Here is a 22,808-nt window from a genome sequence, read left to right on the forward strand (position 1 = left end):
TGTTGTACTTGCGGGTTCGTGGGTCCGGGTGCGCCCGGCATCAGAACGTATGACGCATCCCGACCATCGCACCGACCTGGTTCATGCCCTTGCCGGGCGTCGCCAGACCGCCGCCGCTCACGGAATACGCACCGTTCCTGCTGTTTTGCAGCCAGCCGAACTGGGCATATGCCGACGTGCGCTTCGAGAGAAAATACGTTCCGCGCAGCGCTTCCATCGTCGCCCGCGTGTCCTGCTGGCTATTGACGATGCGTTGCGCGAGGCCATCCACGTTGAAATACGGCGTCACCTGATAGCCCGCTTCCAGCACGTACTGATTCGTCGTCACCCCGCCCGCCTGTGCCGGTTGCGCGAAATCGACGTGACGGTTCAGCCACAGCGCCGCCAGCCGCAAGCTGCCGAGCGTCGTATTGGCGGCAACGATCAAACGGGAATCGTGATCCCCGCTCGCGGCGAACCCCAGCGGGGCGAGTCCATTGAAGAGGTTGATGGCCGCACCGGGGCCGCCATTCTGCTGTTCGTACACTACGGCGCCGCCGCCGTAGGCGCTCTGGTACTTCAGCATGGCGGACCAGTCGCGGCACGCGGCGGGGTCGCCTGGCAAGTTGCCCGCGCAGTTGCCCTGCCCTGGCGTATTGCTCGCGCCCGCGGGCGAGCCGTCGCGGCCGAACGACCAGGACGCGCCCGCCGTGAAATCGCCGAAGCGGCCCCGCCACTCCACCGTATTGTCGGCGCGCGATGTGGCGATGTACGGATCCAGCGACGCAATGCTGTACAAGCTCGGCCCGATCATGTCCGATGAGTCGATGGCCCAGACGATCATCGAGTACTGGCGGCCGAACGTGAGATCGCCGTACGGCGTCGAGATGCCGACCCATGCCTGTCGCCCGAAGAGCCGGCCCACCTGGGTCGACGACCCCGTGCCGACATTGATGCCGCTTTCGAGCTTGAAAATCGCCTTGTAGCCGCTGCCAAGCGGCTCGTTGCCCTGCAGTCCGAAGTTCGAGGGGAATTCGCCGGTATTGGACGGCACCCGCACCATCGACTGGCCTGCCGCATTGGCGTGATTGATGTACTCCACGCCCGTGTCGAGCGTGCCGTACAGCGTCACGCTCTGTGCATGGACGACGCCGGCGAGGCACATCGACACCCAGACGCACGCTTGCCAGCCACGCTTTCTTCGTTGCTTCACATTCGTCTCCTTACCTTATATATGGATAACTAATTTATTTTTCTGTGACTACGATGCTGCAAATGCCAAATACGAACTCAATACAACCTCAACACAACCCCAACACGACATCGATAAACGGCCACGTCTGCCGCGTGGCCGTCCGGTGCGATCACGGACCGGCTCAAGCGCGGCAAACGGTGCTTCTCAAATGCCCGATCCCCGTGACGGTGACGTCCACCACGTCGCCATCGCGCAAAAAGACCGGCGGCTTGCGCCCCACGCCGACGCCGGCAGGCGTCCCGGTCAGCAGAACGTCGCCGGGTTCGAACGTGTACCAGCGGGCGAAGTGCGCGATCGTGTGCGCAACGTCGAAGATCAGATCGCTCACGCTCGCCTGCTGCATGACCTCGCCGTTGAGCCGCGTGGTGAGCTGCAGGAGCGCAGGATCGGGAATCTCGTCGCTCGTCACGAGCGCCGGACCCAGCGGCGTGAAGCCGTCGAACTGCTTGCCCATGATGTTGACCTCCCAGGCGGTGCGCGCCTGCCAGGGCTCGCGGGCTTCCCACACTGCCCGCACCCAGTCGCGCGCGGAGAGATCGTTGGCCACCGTATAGCCGCCGACGTAGTCGAGCGCGGTCTGCGCCGTCACGCCGTGGCAGGTCCTGCCGAACACCACCGCCAGTTCGCCTTCGTAATCCACCTGGCGGTCCGCGTCGGGCGGCAGTATCACCGGCGTGTCGGGCGCCGCGATCGAATGCGGACTCTTCAGAAACCCGGTGGGGTGAGGCGGAGCCGGCGTCCCGGCCATCTCGGCCAGGTGCGAGCGGTAGGCGAGTCCCGCGGCCAGCACGAGGCCCGGGCGCGGAATCGGCGCGAGCAGCGGCGTCGCGGCGCCCGTCAGCGTGCCCGCGGCACGCAACCGCTCGCGCGGCGTGTGCTCCATCGCTTCGACCCGCTGCACGATTTGCCGCACGATTGCGAGCCCGGCCTCGCCGGCCGCCAGAATCTCGCGCAGCGAGCCGGGCAGCCACGCTTCGAGCGAACCCGGCAGCGCGGCGCGCGCCAGATGCAATATCTCGCCCGAGCGGAGAATGGCGCCAGGCGCGCCCGCGATTCCGGCATCGATGGTGACGAGCTTCATGTCAAAAGGTTTCCTTATCGATTCTGTTGATGAAAAGCGCCACAAGGCGGCCGCGATGTCCTGGCGATATCCGCCCTTGGTCCGAACCCCTAACCCCGAACCCCTGACCCTGTTGGCAGGCTACAAAGACCGCCTCGCAGAAACCAACAAAAAGCGATGATGGCCGTCATCACTGGCCGAAATGCGGCGGGGCAGCGGCCGGTTCCGGCGGCGCTCATCGACTGTCGTCGCCCCCGGGCGGCGTGCCCGCGAAGCGCGCGGGACGTTTTTCCAGCCGTGCGCGAATGCCCTCGGTCTTGTCGCTCGTGGCGAACAGCAACTGGAAAGACTTGCGCTCGAAGCGCAGGCCGGCGTCGAGCGTGCCGGCCATGCTTTCGAGCACGGCTTCCTTGATGGAGCGAACGGCGAGCACGGGCAGCGCGGCCAGTTGCTTCGCGAGCGCGAGTGCGCGCGGCTCGACGGCTGCGTCGTCGACCACCTCGCTCACGAGGCCGCAACGCAGCGCTTCACCGGCATCGATCGCTTCGCCCGTCAGCAGCAACTGCATCGCGCGAAACTTGCCAATTGCCCGCGTGAGCCGCTGGGTCGCGCCGCCGCCGGGCATGAGCCCGATCGACACTTCCGGCTGCCCGAAGCGGGCCGACGTGCCCGCGACGATGAGATCCGCGTGCATGGCCAGTTCGCATCCGCCGCCCAGCGCGTAGCCGCGCACCGCCGCAATAACCGGCTTGCGGCAGCCGCCCACCGCGTCCCAGAGCCGGCCCATGTCGCGGCCGGCGATCTCGAGCGGATCAGCGTCGACGTATTCGGCCAGATCCGCGCCGGCGCAGAAGGCACGCTCGCCGCCCGCGAGCACGACCACGCGCACGGTGTCGTCGGCATCGCAGCGCGCGAACGCCGCCGCCAGCTCGCGCCGCAGCGCCAGATTCAGCGCGTTGAGCACGTGCGGCCGGTTCAGCCGCACGCAGGCGACACCCGGCGCGAGCGTCGAGACGAGCACGAGATCGGTCGTCATTCCAGCGCTCCCGCATCGCTAAAGACCGGCGTGCGCTTCTCGAAGAAGGCATGCACGGCCTCGGCATGATCGGCGGTGTGATGCGCCTGCCCTTGCAGCACGCCGGCCGCGTCGAGCGCTTCGCTCACGGTGCCTTGCCGGGCGGCCCGCAGCAGGCGCTTGGTCCAGCGCAGCGCCTGCGGCGGGTTCGCGGCGATACGCTGCGCGAGCGCCAGGGCTGCGTCCATCAGCGCCTCCGGCTGGGCCAGACTCGAAACGAGGCCGATCTCCAGCGCTTCGCGCGCCCCGAGCGTGTCACCCGTGAAGGCCAGTTGCGCCGCACGCGACCACCCCACCACGCGGGGCAGATACCAGCATCCGCCGTCGCCGGGAACGATGCCGAGCTTCACGAAACTCTCCGCAAAACGGGCCTCGGTCGACGCAATGCGGATATCGCACATGCAGGCAAGATCGCAGCCGGCGCCGATCGCGGCCCCGTTCACGGCCGCAATGATCGGCACCTCGAGCTGCTCGAACGCGCGGGGAATGCGCTGGATGCCATTGCGATAGTGCGCGGCGATCTCGGCCGGCGAGCCTGCGAACATGCCCGCGCGATCGCGCATGTCGACCACGTTGCCGCCGGAGCAGAACGCCGGTCCCGCGCCAGTCAGGATCGCCGCGCGAATACTCGCGTCGCGGTTCAGCGCCGCGAAGAGCGTTTCGAAGGCCGCAAACATCACCTCGCCGGCCAGCGCGTTGCGCGTGTCGGGCCGGTTCAGCGTCAGGATGGCCACCGCGCCTTCGCGCGCGACCAGAATCGGATCGTTCATGGCAGTCACTCCACGCGCTCGAGCGCGACGGCAATGCCCTGACCAACGCCGATGCACATCGTGCACAGCGCACGCCGGCCACCCGTGCGTTGCAGTTGCCGGATCGCCGTCAATACGAGCCGGATGCCCGACATGCCGAGCGGATGCCCCAGCGCAATCGCACCGCCGTTCGGATTGACGTGCGGCGCATCGTCGGGCAGACCGAGGCCGCGCAACACTGCGAGCGCCTGCGCGGCAAACGCCTCGTTGAGCTCGATGACGTCGAAATCGCCGATGCCGAGGCCGGTCTGCGCGAGCAGCTTGTGCACCGCCGGCAGCGGGCCGAGCCCCATGACGCGCGGCTCGACACCCGCCGTCGCGATGCCGGCGATACGCGCCATCGGCGTGAGCCCGCTCTTCGCGGCGCGCTGCTCGTCGGCGACGAGCAGCGCAGCGGCGCCGTCGTTCACACCCGAAGCATTGCCGGCCGTCACGGTCCCCCCGGCCCGGAATAGCGGCGGCAACGCGGCCAATGCGCCCTCACTCGCGTCGGCGCGCGGATGTTCGTCGTGCGCCACCGTCGCCGTTTCGCCGCGTCGCCGGCCCGGGACCTCGACCGGCACGATCTCGGCGGAGAAGAGTCCTGCTTCGATGGCCCGTTGTGCGCGAAGCTGGCTGCGCAGCGCGAACGCGTCCTGGTCCCCGCGGCTGACGCGATGTTCGTGCGCAACGTTTTCCGCGGTCTCGCCCATCGAATCGATCCCGTACAGCGCCTCCATGCGCGGGTTCACGAATCGCCAGCCGATGGTCGAATCGTGGATTTCCGGCTGACGCGAAAACGCGCTGGCCGGCTTGGCCATCACGAACGGGGCGCGGCTCATGCTCTCCACGCCGCCGGCAATGGCGAGCCCGAGCTGACCGGAGACGATGCCGCGCGCCGCGCTCGCGAGCGCTTCCAGGCCCGAGCCGCAGAGGCGATTGACGGTCGCCGCGGGCACCTCGGGCGGCAGGCCCGCGAGCAGAGCGGACATGCGCGCGACGTTGCGGTTGTCCTCGCCGGCCTGATTGACGCAGCCGTAGTAGACCTCTTCGACGCGCGCCCAGTCGGTTCCCGGGTTGCGCTGCATGAGCGCGGCGATCGGCAGGGCGCCCAGATCGTCGGCCCGCACGGATGCGAGCGCGCCGCCGTAACGCCCGATCGGCGTGCGCACGCCGTCGCAGATATAGGCGTGTCCCATCACAGCCCCAGCACGCGCTCGGCGTTTGCGTGAAAGACCTTGGCGAGCACCTCGTCCGAATAACCGAGCTCGCGCCATTCGCGCAAGATCCGCTCGTAGGGCAGGCTCGGGTAATCGCTGCCGAACATGATCTTGTCCTGCAGACGCCCGCGTATGTCCACCTTCAGATTGCCCGGAAAATGCTTCGGCGCCCAACCCGACATTTCCCAGTACACATTGCCTTTGTGCAGGGCCACGGCCGTGGTTTCGTCGACCCAGGGCCAGCCGGGATGCGCCATGATGATCTTCAGGTTCGGGAAGTCCGCCGCGAGGTCGTCGATCGCCGCGGGATGTGCGTGCCGAATGCGCGCGCCCATGCCGCCGGGCAGCCCCGCGCCCATGCCGGTCGTGCCCACGTCGATCATCACAGCCGCGCCGAGATGGGCAATCTCTTCGAACAGCGGGTAGTAGCGCCGGTCGTTGACGGCGAAGTGCTGCATGATGGGGTGAAAGTGAAAGCCCATGAAGCCGAGTTCGCGCACGGCCTTGCGCGCCTGCCGGATCGCGATCTCGCCTTTGGCCGGCTCGAGCGCGCCCCAGCACTGGAGGATGCGCGACGGGTTGCGCTTCCACATGTCGTGCACGTATTCGTTCGTGCACGGCGGCGTGGCCACCGTCGTTTCGAGGTCGAGCGCGACGAGGCATGCCTCGACGCCGGCATCGCTGAATTCGGCCACCACGGCTTCCTCGCTCTTCGCCACCCAGTTGCGCTTCCAGTAGGTCGCAAGCGCCTCCACGTAGGGGCCTTGTGCGTCGATCCAGGTCTGCGTACCTGGATAGCAGTGCAAATCAATAATGCGCATCGCTGATATCTCGTTGAGTCATATCGCCGTTAGTGGGAGGGTGCCGCGATCGTCGATGCGACGCGTTCGGCCAGCGCCTTCTTCGATACCTTGCCGAACGTCGAAACCGGAAACTCCGGCAGGATTTCGAGCCGCTCGGGCAGCTTGAACTTCGCGATCTCGCGCGCGGCGAGAAAGGCGACGAGTTCCGCCAGGTCGAGCGCCCCGCCCGGCTTGAGCACGACGCACGCGCACATTTTTTCGCCCATCGCCGCGTCGGGCATCGGCACGCAAGCGACGTTCTGCACCGCCGGGTGCATGAGGATCAGGTTCTCCACCTCTTCGGCGCTGATCTTTTCGCCGCCGCGGTTGATGAGATCCTTCTTGCGGCCTTCCACGATGTAGTTGCCGGACGGATGCAGCCGCATCAGGTCGCCGGAGCGATAGAAGCCGTCGGGCGTGAACTGCCGCGCGTTGTACTCGGGCGCGCCGAAGTAGCCGCGCAGCGTATAAGGCCCGCGACACGCCAGCTCGCCCACTTCGCCGGGCGGCACCTCGCGCCCTTCGTCGTCGAGCAGGCGCACCTCGTCGTCCGCACAAACCGGGCGGCCGCAGGTTTCGAGCAGTACGTCCTCGGGGTCGTTGGCGCGCACGAACATCAGGAGGCCTTCCGACATGCCGAAGTTCTCCTGCACGAAAGCCGAGGGAATCAGCTCGCGCGTGCGCAGCCGCACCTCGGGCTGCATGCGCTGGCCGCCGCTCTGGATCTGCCGCAGCGAAGTCAGGTCGTAGTGGCCGATCGTCGGCTCGTTGATGAGACGGATGAGCAGCGCCGGCACGACCTTCAGGTGCGTGACGCGATGCTTCTCGATCAACGCGAACATCTCGGCCGGCCGCGTATTCGCGTGCAGGACGACCGTCGCGCCGTTGAACAGGAAACCCTGGATGCCCGGGCACGCAAGCGGCAGATTGTGCGCGATGGGCAGTACCAGCAGCAGGACCGATTCGGCGTCCACGCCGGCCACTTCGGCCGCCACGCGCGAGTTGTACGCATAGTCGTTGCCGGTGCGCGGAATCAGTTTGGGGATGCCGGTCGTGCCGCCCGATAGCTGGAAAATGCACGGGTCGAGCGGATCGATATGCAGCGTGGCGAGCAGTTCGGGAGCCAGTTCGGCCGGCTGCTCGATCAGCGCGGTCAACGAGTGCTCGCCGGGGCCCGCCTGCCCGAGAACGATACGCCATTGCAGGCAGGCGTTTTCGTCCTGAATGCGCGAGACGACGGGCGCGAACGCAAAATCGCCAGCCCGCTCCGGGTAGATGCAGCAGCGCGCACCGGCAAGCTTCACGAACTGGTTCAGCTCGGTATGGCGATGCGTGACCAGCGCCGCGATGGGAATACAGCCAATCTTCTGCAATGCAAAGTAAAGCAGCACGAACTCGGCGACATTCGGCAGCGCCGGGACCACGCGATCCTGGGGCCGAAGGCCGAGCGCGTAGAGGTTCAGCGCGAGATTCGTGGACAGCCGGTCCACGTCCGCGTAGGTGTAGACGCGCTCGCCGTCGATGAGCGCGGTGCGCCCGGCGAAGCGCGCGAACACATCCGCGAACTCGGCGGCGAGCGAGCGATCCTGCCAGTAGCCGCGCGCGCGATAGCGCTCGGCGAACTCCGCCGGAAAGGGAACGAAACCGTTCAACATGCGTATGCCCTCCTCACGTCGAGCTGGTGTAGCCGCCGTCGATCACGACGATCTCGCCGGTCACGAAGCGGTTGCCCTGCAGCAGGTTCAGCATCGTCTCGGCCACGTCGTCCGACGTCACGCAGCGGCGCAGCGGCGTCGCGCGGGCGCGCTTGCCCATGAGGTCGCCATACCGCTCGCCGAGCATGCGCTCCATCCACTCGCCTTCCATCCAGCCCGGCGCCACGGCATTCACGCGGATCTCCGGGCCGAGATTCCACGCCAGCGTCTTCGTCAGATTGACGACAGCCGCCTTGCTCGCCGCGTACGGCAGCGGCTGGGGGCCGGGCCGCAGACCCACGATGCTCGCGGTGTTGACGACGGCGGGTTGATGACCCTTGCGCAGCAGCGGCACCGCCGCGCGCGTGACCTGGAATGTGCCGCGCACATTGACCGCGAAGGTACGATCCCATTCCGCCAGATCCAGGCTTTCGAGGTCCTTGACCTTCCAGCTCGCCGTGGTGCCCGCGTTGTTGACGAGCGCTTCGAGGCCGCCGAATTCGCCGTCGATCTCCGCCATCATGCGGCGCACCTGGGCGTCGTCGCTGACGTCGCATTGCAGCACCCGCGTTTTCGCCCCGAGTTCGCGCGCCTCGGCAGCCGTTTCCTCGGCCCCGGCCGCGCTCGTCGCATAGTTGAGCGCGACGTCATAACCCGCCCGCGCGAGTGCCAGCACGGCGCTGCGGCCAATGCCCGTCGCCCCGCCCGTGACGAGCGCCCTCTTTCGATCCGTCATGTTTCTGTCTCCTGAAGATGAACGCATTGAACCGGCGTGCGCCGTCCGCCGGCGCGGGAGGCACCGGTTGGCGAACGAACGTCGGGAATGCGGGCGGCCGCGTGGCCGCCGTCTGTCACGCGGCAAGACCGGGCATGAAGTCGTGCCTTGGGAGGTCTCCTCATGCCGGTCTCGCGCCGGACTGGAAACCACTATAGAAGCGAGGGCAGCTTCACAGAAGATATCTCGAAGTGCGAGGCGATACCGTTTTGGTATCCCCACAGGCACGACGCGGCGCGAGGCATACACCCCGCAGCCGACGGTATGCCCCTCAGGCGACGATGGGTAGCGGCAGCGAGTGGAAGACGGCTTCTGTGAGCGTGCGAAGCCAGCGGTTGCCGCTATCGGAGTCGAAGCGTTCGTGCCACTGCATCCAGATCTGGAACGGCGTGACCGCGAACGGAAGGTGAGCCAGCCGCAATCCCGCATTCGCCTCCACCATGGCCCGCGCGAGCCGTGAAGGAACGGTCAGTAAGAGCCGCGAGCTTGCCACCACGCGATCGAGCCCGAGCGAATGCGCCGCGGTGAGCACCACCTTGCGCTGTGCGAGCAGGCCGTGCGCGAACAGCGTCTGCTGCAACGCCGCGTCGCTCGCGCCGCTCGGGCGGTAGGTCAAGTGCTCCGCAGCCAGGTACTCCTCGGTGCTCAGCGTTTCCGAGACGATCTCGTGTCCCGCCCCGAGCACGACCACAAAGGTTTCGTCGCACATCTTCGCGCGGCAAAAACCCTGGCCGAATAGCGGCCAGCTGCCGATCGCCACGTCGATCTTGCCTTCGATCAGCAGGTCCCGCGCCTCTTCGGCCGACGACGCGCCGACCGTCTCGAAGCGCACGCCGGGCGCGATGCCGTGTGCCGCGGACAGCAGGCCCGGCATCAGGACGAACTGGCCGATATCGTTCATCGCGAGACGAAAGCGCCGGTCCGACTGCGCAGGCTCGAAGCGCCGCGCCTGGTCGATGGCCCGCGTGAACTTCTCGATCCCCTCTTCGACGAGATCGATGATCTCGCGCGCCATCGGCGTCGGTTCCATGCCCGACGGCGTGCGAACGAAAAGCGGATCGTCGAAGCGCTCGCGCAGGCGTTTGAGCGCGTTGCTGACCGCCGACTGCGTCATGTTGAGCGAGTCGCCGGCCTGGGTGACGCTGCGCGTGACGTAGATCGCCCGGAATACGAGGAACAGATTGAGGTCGACCGTATTGATGTTCATGTCGTGCGTCCGGACGAATTCGGGGCAGGTGGCGTGGCGGCGGTGTCGGGGGCGTAGCGCCGCATGACGTCGCAGAAGTACTCGGCCGCCGGCGTGAGCGGCAGCCCCGAACGCCGGATCAGCACGATGGGCGGCGCGGGCAGCCGCTCCTTGATGGGAATGAGCGCGAGCGCGTCGCGCGTGAGCGGAAACTCGCCCCATTGCACCGGCAGGAGCGCCAGCAGGTCGCTATGCGCGAGACCCACCATCATGGAAAGCGCCGAACGCGTCTTGAGCATCACGCGCGGCTCGCCGAGCCGGTAGCGCGCGAACAGCGATTGCAGGTCGGCTTCGGCGTTGTAGTCGACAGACGTCGTCGCCCACTCCGCGCCCGCGAGGTCCTTGAACCGCTTCGCCGCCGAAAGGGGATGCCCGCGCCGCGCGACCACGGCGCGGGTGTTCTCGAAGAGCCGCTCGGTGGTGAGTCCAGGGGCCGGTGGCACGCGCGGCGCGGCGCCGAGGTAGAAGTCGATCTGGCCGTTGCGCAGCGCCGCTTCGACATCGGGAAACAAGCCCTCGATCAGTTGCAGGCGCACCAGCGGATAACGCTGCCTGAAACGCGACAGCGCATGCGGCAGCATGCCGACGTGCGGCATGATCGAGAGGCCCGCCACCAGCGTGCCGCCCGCGTCGCCCTGATTCTGCGCCAGCTCGTCTTGCGCGCGCTGGACTTCGTTCACGACCGCGCTCGCGCGCTGATAAAAGAGCCGGCCGAGCGCCGTGAGCGTCATGCCGCGCGCCTCGCGCTCGAACAGCACGACACCGAGCTCGCGTTCGAGCGAACGGATGCTGCGCGTCAGCACGGGCTGCGCCATGCCGAGGTGCCGCGCCGCCGCTCGCAAACTGCCGTGCTCGACGATAGCGACCATGTCGCGAAAGTGATTCAGCCTCATTGTCCAGCCTCTGTTTCCAGTGATACCTGCTCCCGATCACACGGCGGATTCTGATGCAGCCAGGGTATCCCTGACAATTCAGCACTTCACCCAGGTCCGCGTGCGCAGCGCCACCGCTTCAGGCCGCCTCACGCCCCCTCACGCCGCATCGCAGCACGCGAGCGCCGCGGCGGCCGCCCATTTCTTCCGGTGATTGGGACCATCACGCCTTTTTGTTGGATTCCGCGCCGAGCGGTTCGTATAGTCGGTTCAAACCACGACGTTCCCGGCGTCCTTCGCGACAAGGAGAATCCCTGCATCATGAAGTTCGGCATTACCCTTCAACCCGGCGGCACCCGCTTCGAATGCGACGAGGCAACGACCCTGCTGCGCGCCGGACTCGACGCAGGCAGCCGCCTGCCGTTCAGCTGCCGCTCGGGCGTGTGCCGCACGTGCCGCGGCAAGATCGTCTCGGGCTCGGCCGATCCGGGCCTCGTGCATCCGAACTATCTGAGCGCGTCCGACATCGCCGCTGGCTACGTGCACCTGTGCCAGGCCCGGCCGCTCAGCGATTGCGTCATCGAAATCGACGAGCTCGATCCGGCGCAGTCGTTTCCGGTGCTCGGACTGCCCGCCCGCGTGCTTCAGCTCGAACGCCTCGCCGCCGACGTCATGCGCGTGCAACTGGGCGTGCCGCCGAACGAGCCGGTCCGCTTCAATGCCGGCCAATATGTCGAGGTGCTGCTCGCCGACGGCGTGCGCCGCGCCTACTCGATCGCGAGCGCACCGCACGTGGACGGTCTGCGTCAGTTCGATCTCCATGTCCGCCACATGCCGGGCGGGCTCTTCACCGACCGGCTCTTCTCGACGGTGAAAGTGCGCGACATGTTGCGCATCGAAGCGCCGCTTGGCCAGTTTCATCTTCGCGACGACGCCCGCCGCCCGGCTATCCTGCTCGCATCGGGCACGGGCTTCGCGCCGATCAAGGCGATGGTGGAAGCCTCGCTCGCCGCGGCGAGCCACCGGCCGCTGCATGTTTACTGGGGCGGCCGCGCACGCCAGGACCTTTACCTCGACGCCCTCGCGCGGCAATGGGCGCACGACCATGCGCACATCGCCTATACGCCGGTGCTGAGCGCCGCCACCCCGGCGTGCGACTGGCAGGGACGGACCGGCTTCGTGCACGAAGCCGTGCTGGAGGATCACGGCGACCTCGGCGCATTCGACGTCTACGCTTGCGGCGCGCCCGCGATGGTCGAGGCGGCGCGGCGCGACTTCTGCGCACGGCGCAACCTCCCGGAAGACCGCTTCTTTGCCGACTCATTCGTCTCGCAAGCCGACCTTGCCGTTGCGCAGACGATTTCCTGACCCGTTTCCCCGACCGAACATGACCACTCCGCTTCCCGAAAATTGCCGCGTCGATCCGGCCAGCCGCCAATCGGTGCTCAAACCCTACTGCCTCGGCCACGGCACGCTCGAGTGCGCCGATCTCGCGCAGTCCCGACGTTTCTACGAAGAGTTCCTCGGCCTCGAAGTCGTTCAGCACGCGATCACCGCGCTCTCGCTACGTCTCGGCATGCGTTTTCACATCGTCTGCGTCGAGGTCGGCAACGAAGTGCATCCGTGCAACGTGCTGAATCACTGGGGGCTCGATGTCGCGAGCCGCGACGAAGTGGACGCGGCGCATGCGCTCGCACACGAGTACAAGGAGCAGTACGGCATCCGGCAGATTCTCGACGTCCAGCACATGCACGGCGTCTATTCGTTCTACATGGAAGACCTCGACCACAACTGGTGGGAAATCCAGTACTACGAAAACGGCTTTTGCCACGACGACTATTTCGATTTCGGCGACCGCTTCACGCGCGCGCCTTCCGGTGTTGCACAGTCCTGATGCGCACACACGCTTAGCATTCCCTACGAATTTATGATGAAAGCCATTCGTATATTTCGCCACGGCGACCTGAACGAAGTGATCTATGACGACTTCCCCATGCCGGAAGTCGGCGAACACGACGTGCTCGTGCGCGTGCTCGCAACCACTGTTTCGCGTTGGGACATCAAGTTCCGCATCGGCGAGATGAAAGGCACGGCGCTGCCCGGACGCAAGATGTTCCCGCTGCCGATGCAGCCCGGACGCGACGCGGCCGGCGTGGTCGAAGCAGTCGGCGCCGGCGTGCGCGCGTTCAAGCCAGGGGACGCCGTAGTGGGCCTCGTGCATCCGGCGAATCCCCTTTCGCCCATGACCCTTCGCGGCTTGAGCAACCTCTCGACCGATGTCGACTATCCGGGCCATACGTCATTCGGCGGCAACGCGCAATTCGTGGCGCGGCCGCAATCCTGTTGGCTTCCGCTGCCCGAAGGCGTATCGCCGCAACTGGCGGCCGCGGCGATGTGGTCGTATGCCACCTCGCACCGCATCCTGAACGACCGGCTGCAGGCACGCGCAGGCGACTGCGTGCTCGTGGTGGGCGGATCGGGCGGCATGGGCTCCGCCACACTCGATCTTGCCCGGCTGATGGGCGTGCGCACGGTGGCCGTCACCCGCTCGCCCGCCAAGACAGCGTTCCTGAAAGAGCGCGGCGCCGCCCACGTTTTCATCGTGCCCGGCGAGCAGGCGGCAGCGCAGATTCGCGCGGTGGGCGACACGCTGGGACTCGACGGCGCCGTCGACTACAGCGGCGACCCGGACATGCTGCGGCTCGGCGTCGACGTGCTGCGTCCGGGCGGCACACTCGTGCCGGTCGCGGGCGAAGGCGTGCGCAGTCCGATGCCGATCACGGCCAGCGATTGCGTACGCCTCGAACTGAACATCCGGGGCGCGCGCGCCTCGACGCTACACGACCAGCGCACCGTGCTGCGCTTGCTGGCCCAGGGCGCGATCCACCCCGCCATCCACGCCGTGATGCCGCTGTCCGAGGGACGAGCAGCCCAGGCGCTGCTCGAACGCGGCGACGTGGCAGGCCGCATCGTGCTCGATCCGTGGGCCTGATGCCGCTACGAGAGCTGCCTTCCCGGTGCGTCGTGCACGGCACTCCGCACCGCGCATGCCCGGTTTACTCCACTCATTGAAACGCCATCATGCCTCAACGGACCCTCGACGAAATACGCGCTGTTCTGCTCGACAAGGCCAGACGCAAGCTCAACCCGGTGGTTTTCGTACCGCCGGAAATCCTGACCGAAGCGATGGCGCCGCTCACGAGCACCGACCGCGACGCATGGGCGCACGCGTTCCTGGAAGCGGCCATCCCCTACGAACGGCAGGCCGATGCGGCGCGTGCCGAAGCGCGCCCCGAAGACGAACTCGCCGCCCTGAAGATCGCCTATGGCCTGTGCTGGCTCGGTCGCTACCCGGCGGCCAACTCGGCCGGAAAACGGGCGGCCTACGCCCGTGCGCGCGCGAATCATCGACACCTGCTGCACCGGCTCGATCCCGAGGCGCAGCGCGTCGAAATTCCGTTTTCCGGCCGCGAATCCGAGGGCCGTGTCATTCCCGCCTTCCTGCGCCGGCCGCCGGGCAGCGGCACGCATGCACTGCCGACGATACTCACCTGGGGCGGCATCGACACGTTCAAGGAAGAGCGTTCGGTGCTCGTCGAACCCTTCCTCAAGGCGGGCTTCGCCGTCCTCGCCATCGATATGCCGGGGACCGGCGAAAGTCCGGTCAACGGCGCGTCGGACGCCTTGCGTGTGTGGGGTGCGGTATTCGACTGGCTGGATGCGCGCGACGACGTGGATCATGCGCGGGTCGCCGTGCACGGACTGAGCACCGGCGGCTATTGGGCGACCCAGGTGGCCCATGTCTACAAGAACCGGATCGCGGCGGCGATCAACCAGGGCGGTTGCGCGCACTACGCCTTCGATCAGAGCTGGATCGCGACGATGGATCAGGGCGAATACGCGCTCGAGTTGCCGGAGACGCTCGCCAGCGCCTGGGGCCTCTCGACGCGCGAGGAATGGATCGCGTACGCGCCGTCGCTGTCGCTACTGCGCAGTGGCGTGGTCGATACGCCGTGTGCGCCCATGCTGCTCGTCAACGGCGTGGACGACTCGATCTTTCCGATCGACGACATGTATCTGCTGCTGCGCCAGGGCCAGGCGAAAACCGCACGCTTCTATCCCGGCGGCCATATGGGTCCCGGCGCGCAAACCATCCCGCTGATGATCGGCTGGCTCAAGGCGACGCTCGGGATCGCAGGGTGACGGAGCGGACGGAGCAAGTCAGCCGCCACGATCCGACTACTTCGTACAACCATACAGACGCATGAACAGTTCGACTCCGCGCGCCGCGCGGCGTCGAATCTCCGCGTTCCCCGGCGGCTGGCGATAGCGGAAGATCGTTTCGAGCCGCAGAAAGCCCTGCCAGAGTCCGATCAGGTCGGATGCCGCCTCGACCGGGTCGTCGGTGGCGATCCGCCCTTGCTCAATCCCCATTTCGATGAGCTTGACGAGAATGTCGCGGTTGCGGCCGGGGCCGACTTCGAAGAAGCGCCGGGCCTTTTCCGGGTGACTTTCCGCAGCCACGGCGATCAGGCGCTCGAGGCCGACCATCTGCGGATTGGCAAGAAAACCCAGCACGCGCTCGCCGAGCCCGCACAAGGCCGCCTCCAGATCGCGGCCCGCCGTGTCGGCGAGGTAGTCGTTCGAGATGATACGTTCGGACTCGCGCGCCATGACCGCCTCGAGCAGCGCGTTGCGGTCTGCAAAGTTGGCGTAGAGCGTGACCTTCGAAACGCCCGCGCGCGCGGCGATCTCGTCGACGGTGACGCCGTCCGGGCCCTGCGAAAGAAACAGGTCGCGCGCGGCGTTCAGCAGGGCCTCGCGTTTCGCGGGATCCTTCGGACGGCCTCTGGGTGCGGTAACGGAAGCGATACGTGTCATGTTCGACGGCCTGAAAGCGCGGCGCAGCAGCGCCAGACACAAAAACCTGTACTGTACGACGCGGCGCGCCTGCCCGGCAAATCGCCGCGCGCGCCACGCCGGACGCTCACGCGCTTTCGAACGCCAGCGCCGAGCCGCCGATGACGGGCAGCAGCAAGCGCGACGGCAACGCCTTGCCGTGGTGGACCGTGTCGGTGCCGACCATGTCCGGCGTGAAAATATGCGTGAACTGCTGGTCGGTGAGCGCCGAATCCGCGCAGGCGATCTCGATGCGAATCCGCGAGCCGCGCCGGAACAGGTGCGCGCACGGCATCAATGCGATCCGCAGCTCGACAGGAACGCCCGGCTCGAGCGGCACGGCCTCGCGATGCGGGTGCACCGGCGCGCCGGGCATGCTGGCCGCTTCGTCGATCGCGCGGTGCGAAGCCCGCAGCCAGCCTTTCGTGACCACGCGCGCCGCGGGCTGGCGCCCCTGCGCCGTCTGCGGATCCTGCGGCGACTGCTCCGAGAGACGGACGATCACGTTCATGTCGGTGCGCGTCGAGGAGGCATGCAGCACGAGTTCGACGGGGCCTGCCAAGGCCAGTTCTTCGGCCAGCGGCGCCGAAGTGAAGGTGAGCACGCCGCGCACCGGATCGAGGCCGTAGGGCGTCGCGACCACGGGGCCGCCGATCCAGTCCGGCGCCGGATAGGAATACGACGAACCCGCCTCCCGTTCCTCCGGCTGCCCGACCAGCGCGCCGTCGTTGACCGACTTCACGCTTCCTGTCGGCCCTTGCGCCAGCCACAGGGTGGCCTGCTGCACGTCCGGCGGCGGCCACGAGGACGCCGCGTCGGTGATGTTCGTGCCGTCGTAGGTAAACTCCACATCCGGTCGCGACGGATACGCCGTCTCCTTGCCTTTGAGCCAGTGGTCGTAGAACGGCAGCAGCACGTCCTCGTGAAAACGCTCCGAGGCGTAAAGGCCGAGCGTGGCCGCGCCGTTCGCCGCGCTCATGAGCTTGAGCTTTTTTGGCCCGCGCACGAGGCCATAGCCGCGAATATTGCCTTCGAGGTGGATGTCGCGCTTCGCCCACACCCCGATCGAATAGACCGGAATCGTCACGTCGCGCAATAGCGGCGCCACCAGCCGCTCGTCCCAGAAGGCGTCGAGCGTGGGATGCTGCATGACGATCGCGGGCAGATCGACCGGCACGTCTCGCGGCTCCGAGCCGTTGTGCGGAAATTTATTCGCAATCCGAACCGATCCGTTCCACCAGCCCGCCATGAAGCTGGACGCGATGCCGCCCTGATACGCCCAGCCGCGATACGGATCGATGTTGCCGTCGAACGGCGCGATACAGGTGAGATGCGGCGGCTGCACGGCCGCCATCGCCCACTGCGACGCCGCATAGTACGACTGACCGATCCCGCCCACGCGACCGTTCGACCAGGGCTGGGCAGCGATCCATTCGATCACTTCGTAGAGGTCCCGACGTTCGCGCTCGTTCAGGAAGCCATAGTCCCCCTTCGACTTGCCGGTGCCGCGCACGTCGAGATGCACATAGGCATAGCCGTGCGACACGTACCAGTGGATCGGCCCCGTCTCGTGCCAGAAGAACACCGTGCCCGGCGGCAGGTCGTCGTTGTCGTAGCGGTACGGCGAAGCGGCGAACAAGGTCGGCACGCGCGCATCGCCCATCGGACGGAATACGCGCACGGCGACTTCGACGCCGTCACTCAGGGTGATGGATACGTCTCGTTGATCGACGAGGTTCATCTCAGTCTGACTCCATAGCGTTTGAGAATGGCAGGCGGCGTCTTGCGCCGCCCTCAATGCATTTGCCCCTGCGTGTCTTCGGGACAGGCGGCGGAAGGCGGGGCGTCCGGCAGTCCGGGCGCGCGCTCGAGATAGCGGTAGCGGCCGAGCGTGCCGAACAGCAGCGCGGTGAGGAGCGTTGCGAGCGTCAGCCCGTAAAGGCAGTCGTGGTACGAACCGGTCTGGCCGCGCAGATAGCCGATAACGGCGGTCCCCACCGCGCCGCCCAGCTGGAACACGGCGAACACGCAGCCGAACAGCGCGCCGAGCGCGCGCGGGCCGCAATAACGCCGCAGCGCATAGCCGATCACATTGAACTCGGCCCCGGTCATGATGCCGATGAGCACGGCGCACAACGCGCCCGGCGCACCGGCCGCGCCGCCCGCATAAAGGACCATGGCGCCGGCGCCGCACAGCGCCAGCACGGGCATGACGAGCTTCACCGACGCGCGGTCGAGCAGCCAGCCGACCGCCAGCCGCGCGACGAGCGTGGCGATCCCCACGACCGACTGCATGGCCACGGCAGTGCGCACGCTCGCCCCGTTGTCGACGAGAATGGCGACCTGGTTCACGAGCAGCGACGTGCTGCACGCGCCCAGGAACAGGAACGACACGACGATCTTCCAGAACGCCCCGTCGCGCCATGCCTCGCCTAGCGTGAGGCCGGGCACCGTATCCGCGCCCGGCAGCCGCGCCGTGGAGCGCTCCGCGCGCGGTCGCTCGTGAACGAAGAAGAACGCGCAGGGCCACGCGATTGCCACGGACAGCGCGCCGACCACGACGAACGCCGTGCGAAAGCCGTAGCGGCTCGCCACCACGCCGATCAGCGCGGGCAGCAGCACCGAGCCGACGCCGATGCCGACATTGGCCACGCCGATGGCCAGCCCGAGGCGGCGCTCGAACCAGCCCGAGACGACCTTGATGTAGCTCGACGGCCAGACGCCGAATCCCAGCAGCGGCACGAGTACCCACATCAGATAGAACTGGTGGATGTCGCCCGACAGCAGCGACAGCGACGCGTAGCCTGCGCCGAACAGCGGAATCGACGCGAGGATGATCGGACGCGCGCCGAAGCGGTCGACCAGCAGCCCCTGGATCGGCGAGATCACCATGATCGCCACCGAGATCAGCGTGGCGGCCATCGCAATCGCGCCGATGCCCCAGCCGAACGCGCGGTGCAGATACGGCACGAACACGCCGAAGCAGATGATGGTGGTGGTACTGGCGCCCACCGAGAGGGCCGCCGCAGCGCCAAACGTACTCCGCCAACCGGCGTACAGGTGCCCGCCGCCGTCACGCAGGGTTTCGCGCCGCATGGAATCGGGCGATGGAACTGGGTATTTCATGTCTCCTCCTTTCTGCTCGCCCGTGGGCCGGCCTCGAAGGAACCGGGCTGGCCCGCGGGCATCGCCATGCCGACGCTCAAGGCATCAGCACGATCTTCCCGAAATTGGCCCCGGCTTCGAGCATGTCGTGCGCGTGCCGCACGTCGTCGAGCGGCACGCGCACGATGCGGTCCTCGTGAGACGGCGCGAGCAGTTGACGCGCCACGTAATCGCACGCCGCGTCGTCCTCGGGGCGCCCGAAGTGGACGTAGCTCGCGAAGTGCTTGTACGTGAGCGACTTCGAATAGCGGGCCGGCTCGATCGAGCCGGGTCCCGCCGCCTTGCCCGTGATGAGCAGCTCGCCCTCCGGCAGAAGAATCGTCGCATCGCGCCCCAGCGTATCGGCGCCCACGCTGTTGATCGACAAGTGCACGCCCTTGCCGCCGGTGAGTTCGCGCACGGCCTCGACGTAGTCGCAGGTCTTGTAGAGCACGACGTCGTGCGCGCCGTTTTGCCGGCAGTAACCGGCTTTCTCGGGCGAACCCGCGAGAGCGATCACGTGCAGCCCGTGTTCGCGCGCGAGCCGCGTGAGATGTGCGCCCACGCCGCCCGACGCCGCATGCAGCAGAACCCGCTGCCCGGCCTTCGCGTTGGCCCGACCATGCAGGATGAGATAGGCGATGCGCAGGTTCGAACCGTGCGAGACCGCCTGCGCGGCGTCCACTTCGTCGCCCACCGGAAACAGCACGCGCCCGAGCCTCAGCCCCTCGGCCGTGACGCCGCTCTCCACATCGGCGGCCACGTATTGCGCGTAACCGCCGCCCATCATGATGGCGAGCACGCGCTGCCCGACGGCATAACCCCTGACCTCCTCGCCTGCCGCGACGATCCGGCCCACCACTTCGCGACCCGGCACATAGGGCAGCGCCGGATGGTGCACATAGGTGCCGCGGCGTAGCAGCGTATCGGCGAAGATGACCCCGGCCGCTTCCACCTCGATCAGCACCTGCCGCGCAGCCGGCACCGGAACCGGCAAATCGACGACGTGGAGATTCTCGGTCCCGCCGAGCGCGACGAGTTGCACGGCCTTCATGCGCGGCCTCCTGTTACGTTTGCGACCACGGCTTCGAGGCTGCCGCCGAGATCTTCGAGCACCACGCGGGCGGCGTTGCGGCCCGGGTGGCCCGAGATCGCACCGCCCGGATGAGTGGTCGCACCGGTCTGGTACAGGCCTTTGATCGGCATGCGGTGATGCGCCCAGCCGGGGACCGGCCGCATGTGTCCGTTCTGCGAGGGCAGCGACGAACCGCCGTGGCACGAGCCTTCGATGTTGTGGAGATTGCGGCGTTCGAGATCGAGCGGCGTCTTGATCGCGCGGTGCACGATCTTGTCGTCGGTGAGATTGGGCGCCACCTTGCGCACCTCGGCGAGGATGGCGTCCGCGTACTCCTGCCCGCGCGCGTCCCACCCTGCCGCGCCGGTGCCCGCCAACGCGTAGGGCTGCGGTCCGACGATCTTGATTGTGTGACAGCCGGCGGGCGCGCGTCCGTCGTCCACCACGCTACCCGTGTGCACGACGATGCCCGTGCGCGGATTGAAACGTCCGAGCACGTGGTCTGCCATGCCTCGCACCATTTCCTCCGCGGAAAACGGCAGTTCGCCGGCGATCGTGACGCGCTCGCCATCGCGACACTGGAAGCGCGGCGGCTCCGTGGTCGCCAGGTACTGCGCGAAGAGCGTGAAACCGGGCTTGAACGTGCTGGCGCCGAACAGGAACTCGTCGCCCCAGAGCCTGGCCGGCGCCATGTCGACGAGGTGCTTGACGTGGATGGTCGAAATCACGGCGTGCCGTGCGAAGAAGCGCTCGCCCGTGAGCGTTTCGATGCCTACGCAACGATCGCCCTCCAGCATGAGCGCGCCCACCTGGCGGCCGCAGAAGATCTCGGCGCCGCGCGCCTCGATCAGGCGGCGCAGCGCCTGGGTGAGCTGCCCGGCCCCGCCCTTCGGGGTTGCCCAGCCGCCCAGGTGGTTCGAGACGATGCCGGTCAGGAGCGGCCGCGCCGATCCCGGGTAGTTCACGGGATAGATCGTGAGCGACGCCTTGAACAACAGGCTCGCCTGCACGACGGGATGCCTGAAGCGCTCCTTGACGATGTCGTAGGCCGACAGCGACAGGAAGCGCGAGAGCTTCATGAGGCCGGGGTCGCGCGTTTGCGGTGGCACGCCGCCCGGCGTCGTCGCGTCGACCTGGAAGAAGTCGCGAAATCCCGCGATCTCCTTGAGCAACTGGCGATACGCCTCGCCGTCCGCCTTCGAGTACGCCTCGATCTGCGCCACCGTCGCGTCCACGTCCTTCATGAACGCGATCGAATCGCCCCCTTCGAACACCGAAACCGACTTGACCTCCGGGTAGATGTACTCGAGCCCGAAATCGAGCAGCCCCAGTTCGTTGCGGCTGATGATGGGATTCGACTGGATCTGGCTATGCGCCGACGAACACGTGTCGAAGAAATAGCCCGGAAACAACTCGTCGGTCACGCAGTTTCCGCCGACCTCGTCCATCGCCTCGACGAGCCCCACGCTGTAGCCCGCGCTGGCCAGATAGGCCGCCGAGATCAGGCTGTTGTGGCCGCCGCCGGCCACTACCACGTCATAGTGTCTGTCTGTCACGTCTGTCTCCTTTGAATCATGTCCCGCTCAAAACGGCGCTGCGGACAAAGCAGCACCTTCCATGAACCACTATAAATTATACTAAACTGTTCAGTAAATTAAATAGATACCCCAGGTCGCGTCGCACGCGACTCGACTAGAAGTCGTGCCTCATGCCGATCATCGTGCCGAACTGGTTCATGCCGCGACCGGGCGTGGCGGGGCCGCCGCCCGTGACCGTGTACGCGCCACGCGCACTGTTCTGCAGCCAGCCGCACTGGGCATAGACCGACGTGCGCTTCGACAGGAAATACGTCGCGCGCAGCGTTTCCATGGTCGCGCGCGTGTCCTGCTGGCTGTTGATCATGCGTTGCACGAGACTGTCCACATTCAGGAACGGCGTGAGTTGATAGGCCGCCTCCAGCACATACTGGTTGGTCGTAATGCCGCCCGCCGCCGCGGGCTCCGTGAACGTGACATGGCGGTTGATCCAGAGCGCACCCAGTCTCAGGCTGCCGAACGTCGTGTTACCTGCCAGGATGAGCCGCGAATCGTGATCTCCGCTCGCCGCGAACCCCAGGGGCGCGAGGCCGTTGAACAGATTGATCGCGGCACCCGGTCCGCCGTATTGGCGCTCGTACACGACCCCGCCGCCGCCATAGGCGCCCTGGTACTTGAGCATCGCCGACCAGTCGCGGCAGGCTGCGGCGTCGCCGGGCAGATTGCCCGCGCAGTTGCCCTGCCCCGGTGTGTTGCTCGCGCCGGCCTGCGAGCCGTCACGCCCGAACGACCAGGACGCGCCCGCCGTGAAGTTGCCGAACTTGCCGCGCCACGCGACCGAATTATCGGCGCGCGAAGTCGAAATGTACGGATCCAGCGAGGTCATCGCGTACATGCTCGGGCCGACCAGGTCAGAATCCATGATGGTCCAGAGGATCATCGAATACTGGCGGCCGAACGTGAGGTCGCCATAAGGACTCGAAATCCCCACCCACGCCTGGCGTCCGAACAGACGCCCCACCTGACTCGACGCGCCGGTGCCGACATTTACGCCGCTCTCCAGCGTGAAGATCGCCTTGTAGCCGGCTCCTAGCGGCTCGTTGCCCTGCAACCCGAAGCGCGAGGGAAACTCGCCCGTATAGGAAGGCATCCGCACTACGGACTGCCCCGCTGCATTGGCGTGGTTGATGTACTCCACGCCCGTATCGAGCGTGCCGAACAGCGTTACGCTCTGACCCTGCGCCAGCGGGCATAACCCCGCCAGCGCGACCGCACCCACCCACCCGCCCAACCCGAAGCCTCGTTTCACGTCTGTCTCCTTGATATTTTGTTTGGATACCTGAATGATT

General features: G+C 67.0%; 20 protein-coding genes. 4 read left to right on the forward strand and 16 right to left on the reverse strand.

Annotated elements, in window-relative coordinates; translation table 11 throughout:
* Window positions 1–40: 40 nt before the first annotated feature.
* From U5760_RS17985 to U5760_RS18030, 10 genes are all read right to left on the reverse strand, one after another.
* On the reverse strand, window positions 41–1,192 hold the full coding sequence (locus U5760_RS17985; protein WP_322013635.1) for a porin: 1,152 nt from the start codon (window positions 1,190–1,192) through the stop codon (window positions 41–43).
* Window positions 1,193–1,355: 163 nt separating this feature from the next.
* Entirely contained in the window at window positions 1,356–2,315 is a 960-nt protein-coding gene (locus U5760_RS17990; protein ID WP_322013637.1) for a fumarylacetoacetate hydrolase family protein, read from the reverse strand.
* A gap of 214 nt (window positions 2,316–2,529) precedes the next feature.
* The gene (locus U5760_RS17995) at window positions 2,530–3,330 is read right to left on the reverse strand and encodes an enoyl-CoA hydratase-related protein (RefSeq protein WP_322013639.1); all 801 of its coding nucleotides are present in this window, start codon (window positions 3,328–3,330) and stop codon (window positions 2,530–2,532) included.
* Window positions 3,327–4,139: a crotonase/enoyl-CoA hydratase family protein gene (locus tag U5760_RS18000; RefSeq protein WP_322013641.1), complete on the reverse strand. Its 813-nt coding sequence runs from the start codon at window positions 4,137–4,139 to the stop codon at window positions 3,327–3,329. The genes U5760_RS17995 and U5760_RS18000 overlap by 4 nt, the downstream gene beginning before the upstream one ends.
* A gap of 5 nt (window positions 4,140–4,144) precedes the next feature.
* A complete protein-coding gene (gene pcaF, locus U5760_RS18005) occupies window positions 4,145–5,356 on the reverse strand; it encodes a 3-oxoadipyl-CoA thiolase (RefSeq protein ID WP_415914130.1) in 1,212 nt (403 codons plus the stop codon).
* Window positions 5,356–6,198 (reverse strand): amidohydrolase family protein, encoded by an 843-nt coding sequence (locus tag U5760_RS18010; RefSeq protein WP_322013643.1) that lies wholly within the window; start codon window positions 6,196–6,198, stop codon window positions 5,356–5,358. The genes pcaF and U5760_RS18010 overlap by 1 nt, the downstream gene beginning before the upstream one ends.
* A gap of 29 nt (window positions 6,199–6,227) precedes the next feature.
* The gene (locus U5760_RS18015; protein ID WP_322013644.1) at window positions 6,228–7,874 is read right to left on the reverse strand and encodes a (2,3-dihydroxybenzoyl)adenylate synthase; all 1,647 of its coding nucleotides are present in this window, start codon (window positions 7,872–7,874) and stop codon (window positions 6,228–6,230) included.
* Between the two features lie 13 nt (window positions 7,875–7,887).
* Window positions 7,888–8,649 carry an SDR family oxidoreductase gene (locus tag U5760_RS18020; protein WP_322013645.1) on the reverse strand — a complete coding sequence of 254 codons (762 nt, stop codon included), beginning with the start codon at window positions 8,647–8,649 and terminating at the stop codon, window positions 7,888–7,890.
* A 310-nt stretch (window positions 8,650–8,959) separates the two neighbouring features.
* Window positions 8,960–9,895 (reverse strand): LysR family transcriptional regulator, encoded by a 936-nt coding sequence (locus U5760_RS18025; protein WP_322013646.1) that lies wholly within the window; start codon window positions 9,893–9,895, stop codon window positions 8,960–8,962.
* Complete coding sequence (locus tag U5760_RS18030; RefSeq protein WP_322013647.1) at window positions 9,892–10,827, reverse strand: LysR substrate-binding domain-containing protein; 936 nt, start codon at window positions 10,825–10,827, stop codon at window positions 9,892–9,894. Before U5760_RS18030 ends, U5760_RS18025 begins: the two co-directional genes overlap by 4 nt.
* Before the next feature lie 300 nt (window positions 10,828–11,127).
* Between U5760_RS18030 and U5760_RS18035 the strand changes: the two genes are divergently transcribed.
* The 4 genes from U5760_RS18035 (at window position 11,128) to U5760_RS18050 (ending at window position 15,009) form a co-directional block, all read left to right on the forward strand.
* On the forward strand, window positions 11,128–12,174 hold the full coding sequence (locus U5760_RS18035; RefSeq protein ID WP_322013648.1) for a CDP-6-deoxy-delta-3,4-glucoseen reductase: 1,047 nt from the start codon (window positions 11,128–11,130) through the stop codon (window positions 12,172–12,174).
* Window positions 12,175–12,193: 19 nt separating this feature from the next.
* On the forward strand, window positions 12,194–12,700 hold the full coding sequence (locus tag U5760_RS18040; RefSeq protein ID WP_322013649.1) for a VOC family protein: 507 nt from the start codon (window positions 12,194–12,196) through the stop codon (window positions 12,698–12,700).
* Between the two features lie 36 nt (window positions 12,701–12,736).
* Entirely contained in the window at window positions 12,737–13,798 is a 1,062-nt protein-coding gene (locus U5760_RS18045) for a zinc-binding alcohol dehydrogenase family protein (RefSeq protein ID WP_322013650.1), read from the forward strand.
* 89 nt (window positions 13,799–13,887) lie between these two features.
* Window positions 13,888–15,009: an alpha/beta hydrolase family protein gene (locus tag U5760_RS18050; RefSeq protein WP_322013651.1), complete on the forward strand. Its 1,122-nt coding sequence runs from the start codon at window positions 13,888–13,890 to the stop codon at window positions 15,007–15,009.
* Between the two features lie 36 nt (window positions 15,010–15,045).
* Here U5760_RS18050 and U5760_RS18055 read toward each other — a convergent pair whose 3' ends face one another.
* From U5760_RS18055 to U5760_RS18080, 6 genes are all read right to left on the reverse strand, one after another.
* Window positions 15,046–15,687, reverse strand: a complete 642-nt coding sequence (locus U5760_RS18055) for a TetR/AcrR family transcriptional regulator (RefSeq protein WP_322013652.1) — start codon at window positions 15,685–15,687, stop codon at window positions 15,046–15,048.
* A gap of 106 nt (window positions 15,688–15,793) precedes the next feature.
* Window positions 15,794–17,446 carry a CocE/NonD family hydrolase gene (locus U5760_RS18060; protein ID WP_322013653.1) on the reverse strand — a complete coding sequence of 551 codons (1,653 nt, stop codon included), beginning with the start codon at window positions 17,444–17,446 and terminating at the stop codon, window positions 15,794–15,796.
* Window positions 17,447–17,499: 53 nt separating this feature from the next.
* Entirely contained in the window at window positions 17,500–18,831 is a 1,332-nt protein-coding gene (locus tag U5760_RS18065) for an MFS transporter (protein WP_322013654.1), read from the reverse strand.
* A gap of 76 nt (window positions 18,832–18,907) precedes the next feature.
* On the reverse strand, window positions 18,908–19,903 hold the full coding sequence (locus U5760_RS18070) for a quinone oxidoreductase family protein (RefSeq protein ID WP_322013655.1): 996 nt from the start codon (window positions 19,901–19,903) through the stop codon (window positions 18,908–18,910).
* Entirely contained in the window at window positions 19,900–21,480 is a 1,581-nt protein-coding gene (locus U5760_RS18075; RefSeq protein ID WP_322013656.1) for an NAD(P)/FAD-dependent oxidoreductase, read from the reverse strand. Before U5760_RS18075 ends, U5760_RS18070 begins: the two co-directional genes overlap by 4 nt.
* A gap of 136 nt (window positions 21,481–21,616) precedes the next feature.
* The gene (locus U5760_RS18080) at window positions 21,617–22,768 is read right to left on the reverse strand and encodes a porin (RefSeq protein WP_322013657.1); all 1,152 of its coding nucleotides are present in this window, start codon (window positions 22,766–22,768) and stop codon (window positions 21,617–21,619) included.
* Window positions 22,769–22,808: the final 40 nt, after the last annotated feature.

The sequence above is a fragment of the Paraburkholderia sp. J12 genome (assembly GCF_905220215.1).
Lineage (GTDB): Bacteria > Pseudomonadota > Gammaproteobacteria > Burkholderiales > Burkholderiaceae > Paraburkholderia.

Coding starts and splice junctions, on each gene's coding strand:
- U5760_RS18070 (WP_322013655.1), bottom strand. CDS start 19,903: ATGAAGGCCGTGCAACTCGTCGCGCTCGGCGGGACCGAGAATCTCCAC.
- pcaF (WP_415914130.1), bottom strand. CDS start 5,356: ATGGGACACGCCTATATCTGCGACGGCGTGCGCACGCCGATCGGGCGT.
- U5760_RS18055 (WP_322013652.1), bottom strand. CDS start 15,687: ATGACACGTATCGCTTCCGTTACCGCACCCAGAGGCCGTCCGAAGGAT.
- U5760_RS18045 (WP_322013650.1), top strand. CDS start 12,737: ATGAAAGCCATTCGTATATTTCGCCACGGCGACCTGAACGAAGTGATC.
- U5760_RS18040 (WP_322013649.1), top strand. CDS start 12,194: ATGACCACTCCGCTTCCCGAAAATTGCCGCGTCGATCCGGCCAGCCGC.
- U5760_RS18010 (WP_322013643.1), bottom strand. CDS start 6,198: ATGCGCATTATTGATTTGCACTGCTATCCAGGTACGCAGACCTGGATC.
- U5760_RS18015 (WP_322013644.1), bottom strand. CDS start 7,874: ATGTTGAACGGTTTCGTTCCCTTTCCGGCGGAGTTCGCCGAGCGCTAT.
- U5760_RS17990 (WP_322013637.1), bottom strand. CDS start 2,315: ATGAAGCTCGTCACCATCGATGCCGGAATCGCGGGCGCGCCTGGCGCC.
- U5760_RS18000 (WP_322013641.1), bottom strand. CDS start 4,139: ATGAACGATCCGATTCTGGTCGCGCGCGAAGGCGCGGTGGCCATCCTG.
- U5760_RS18065 (WP_322013654.1), bottom strand. CDS start 18,831: ATGAAATACCCAGTTCCATCGCCCGATTCCATGCGGCGCGAAACCCTG.
- U5760_RS18050 (WP_322013651.1), top strand. CDS start 13,888: ATGCCTCAACGGACCCTCGACGAAATACGCGCTGTTCTGCTCGACAAG.
- U5760_RS18025 (WP_322013646.1), bottom strand. CDS start 9,895: ATGAACATCAATACGGTCGACCTCAATCTGTTCCTCGTATTCCGGGCG.
- U5760_RS18035 (WP_322013648.1), top strand. CDS start 11,128: ATGAAGTTCGGCATTACCCTTCAACCCGGCGGCACCCGCTTCGAATGC.
- U5760_RS18020 (WP_322013645.1), bottom strand. CDS start 8,649: ATGACGGATCGAAAGAGGGCGCTCGTCACGGGCGGGGCGACGGGCATT.
- U5760_RS17995 (WP_322013639.1), bottom strand. CDS start 3,330: ATGACGACCGATCTCGTGCTCGTCTCGACGCTCGCGCCGGGTGTCGCC.
- U5760_RS18030 (WP_322013647.1), bottom strand. CDS start 10,827: ATGAGGCTGAATCACTTTCGCGACATGGTCGCTATCGTCGAGCACGGC.
- U5760_RS18060 (WP_322013653.1), bottom strand. CDS start 17,446: ATGAACCTCGTCGATCAACGAGACGTATCCATCACCCTGAGTGACGGC.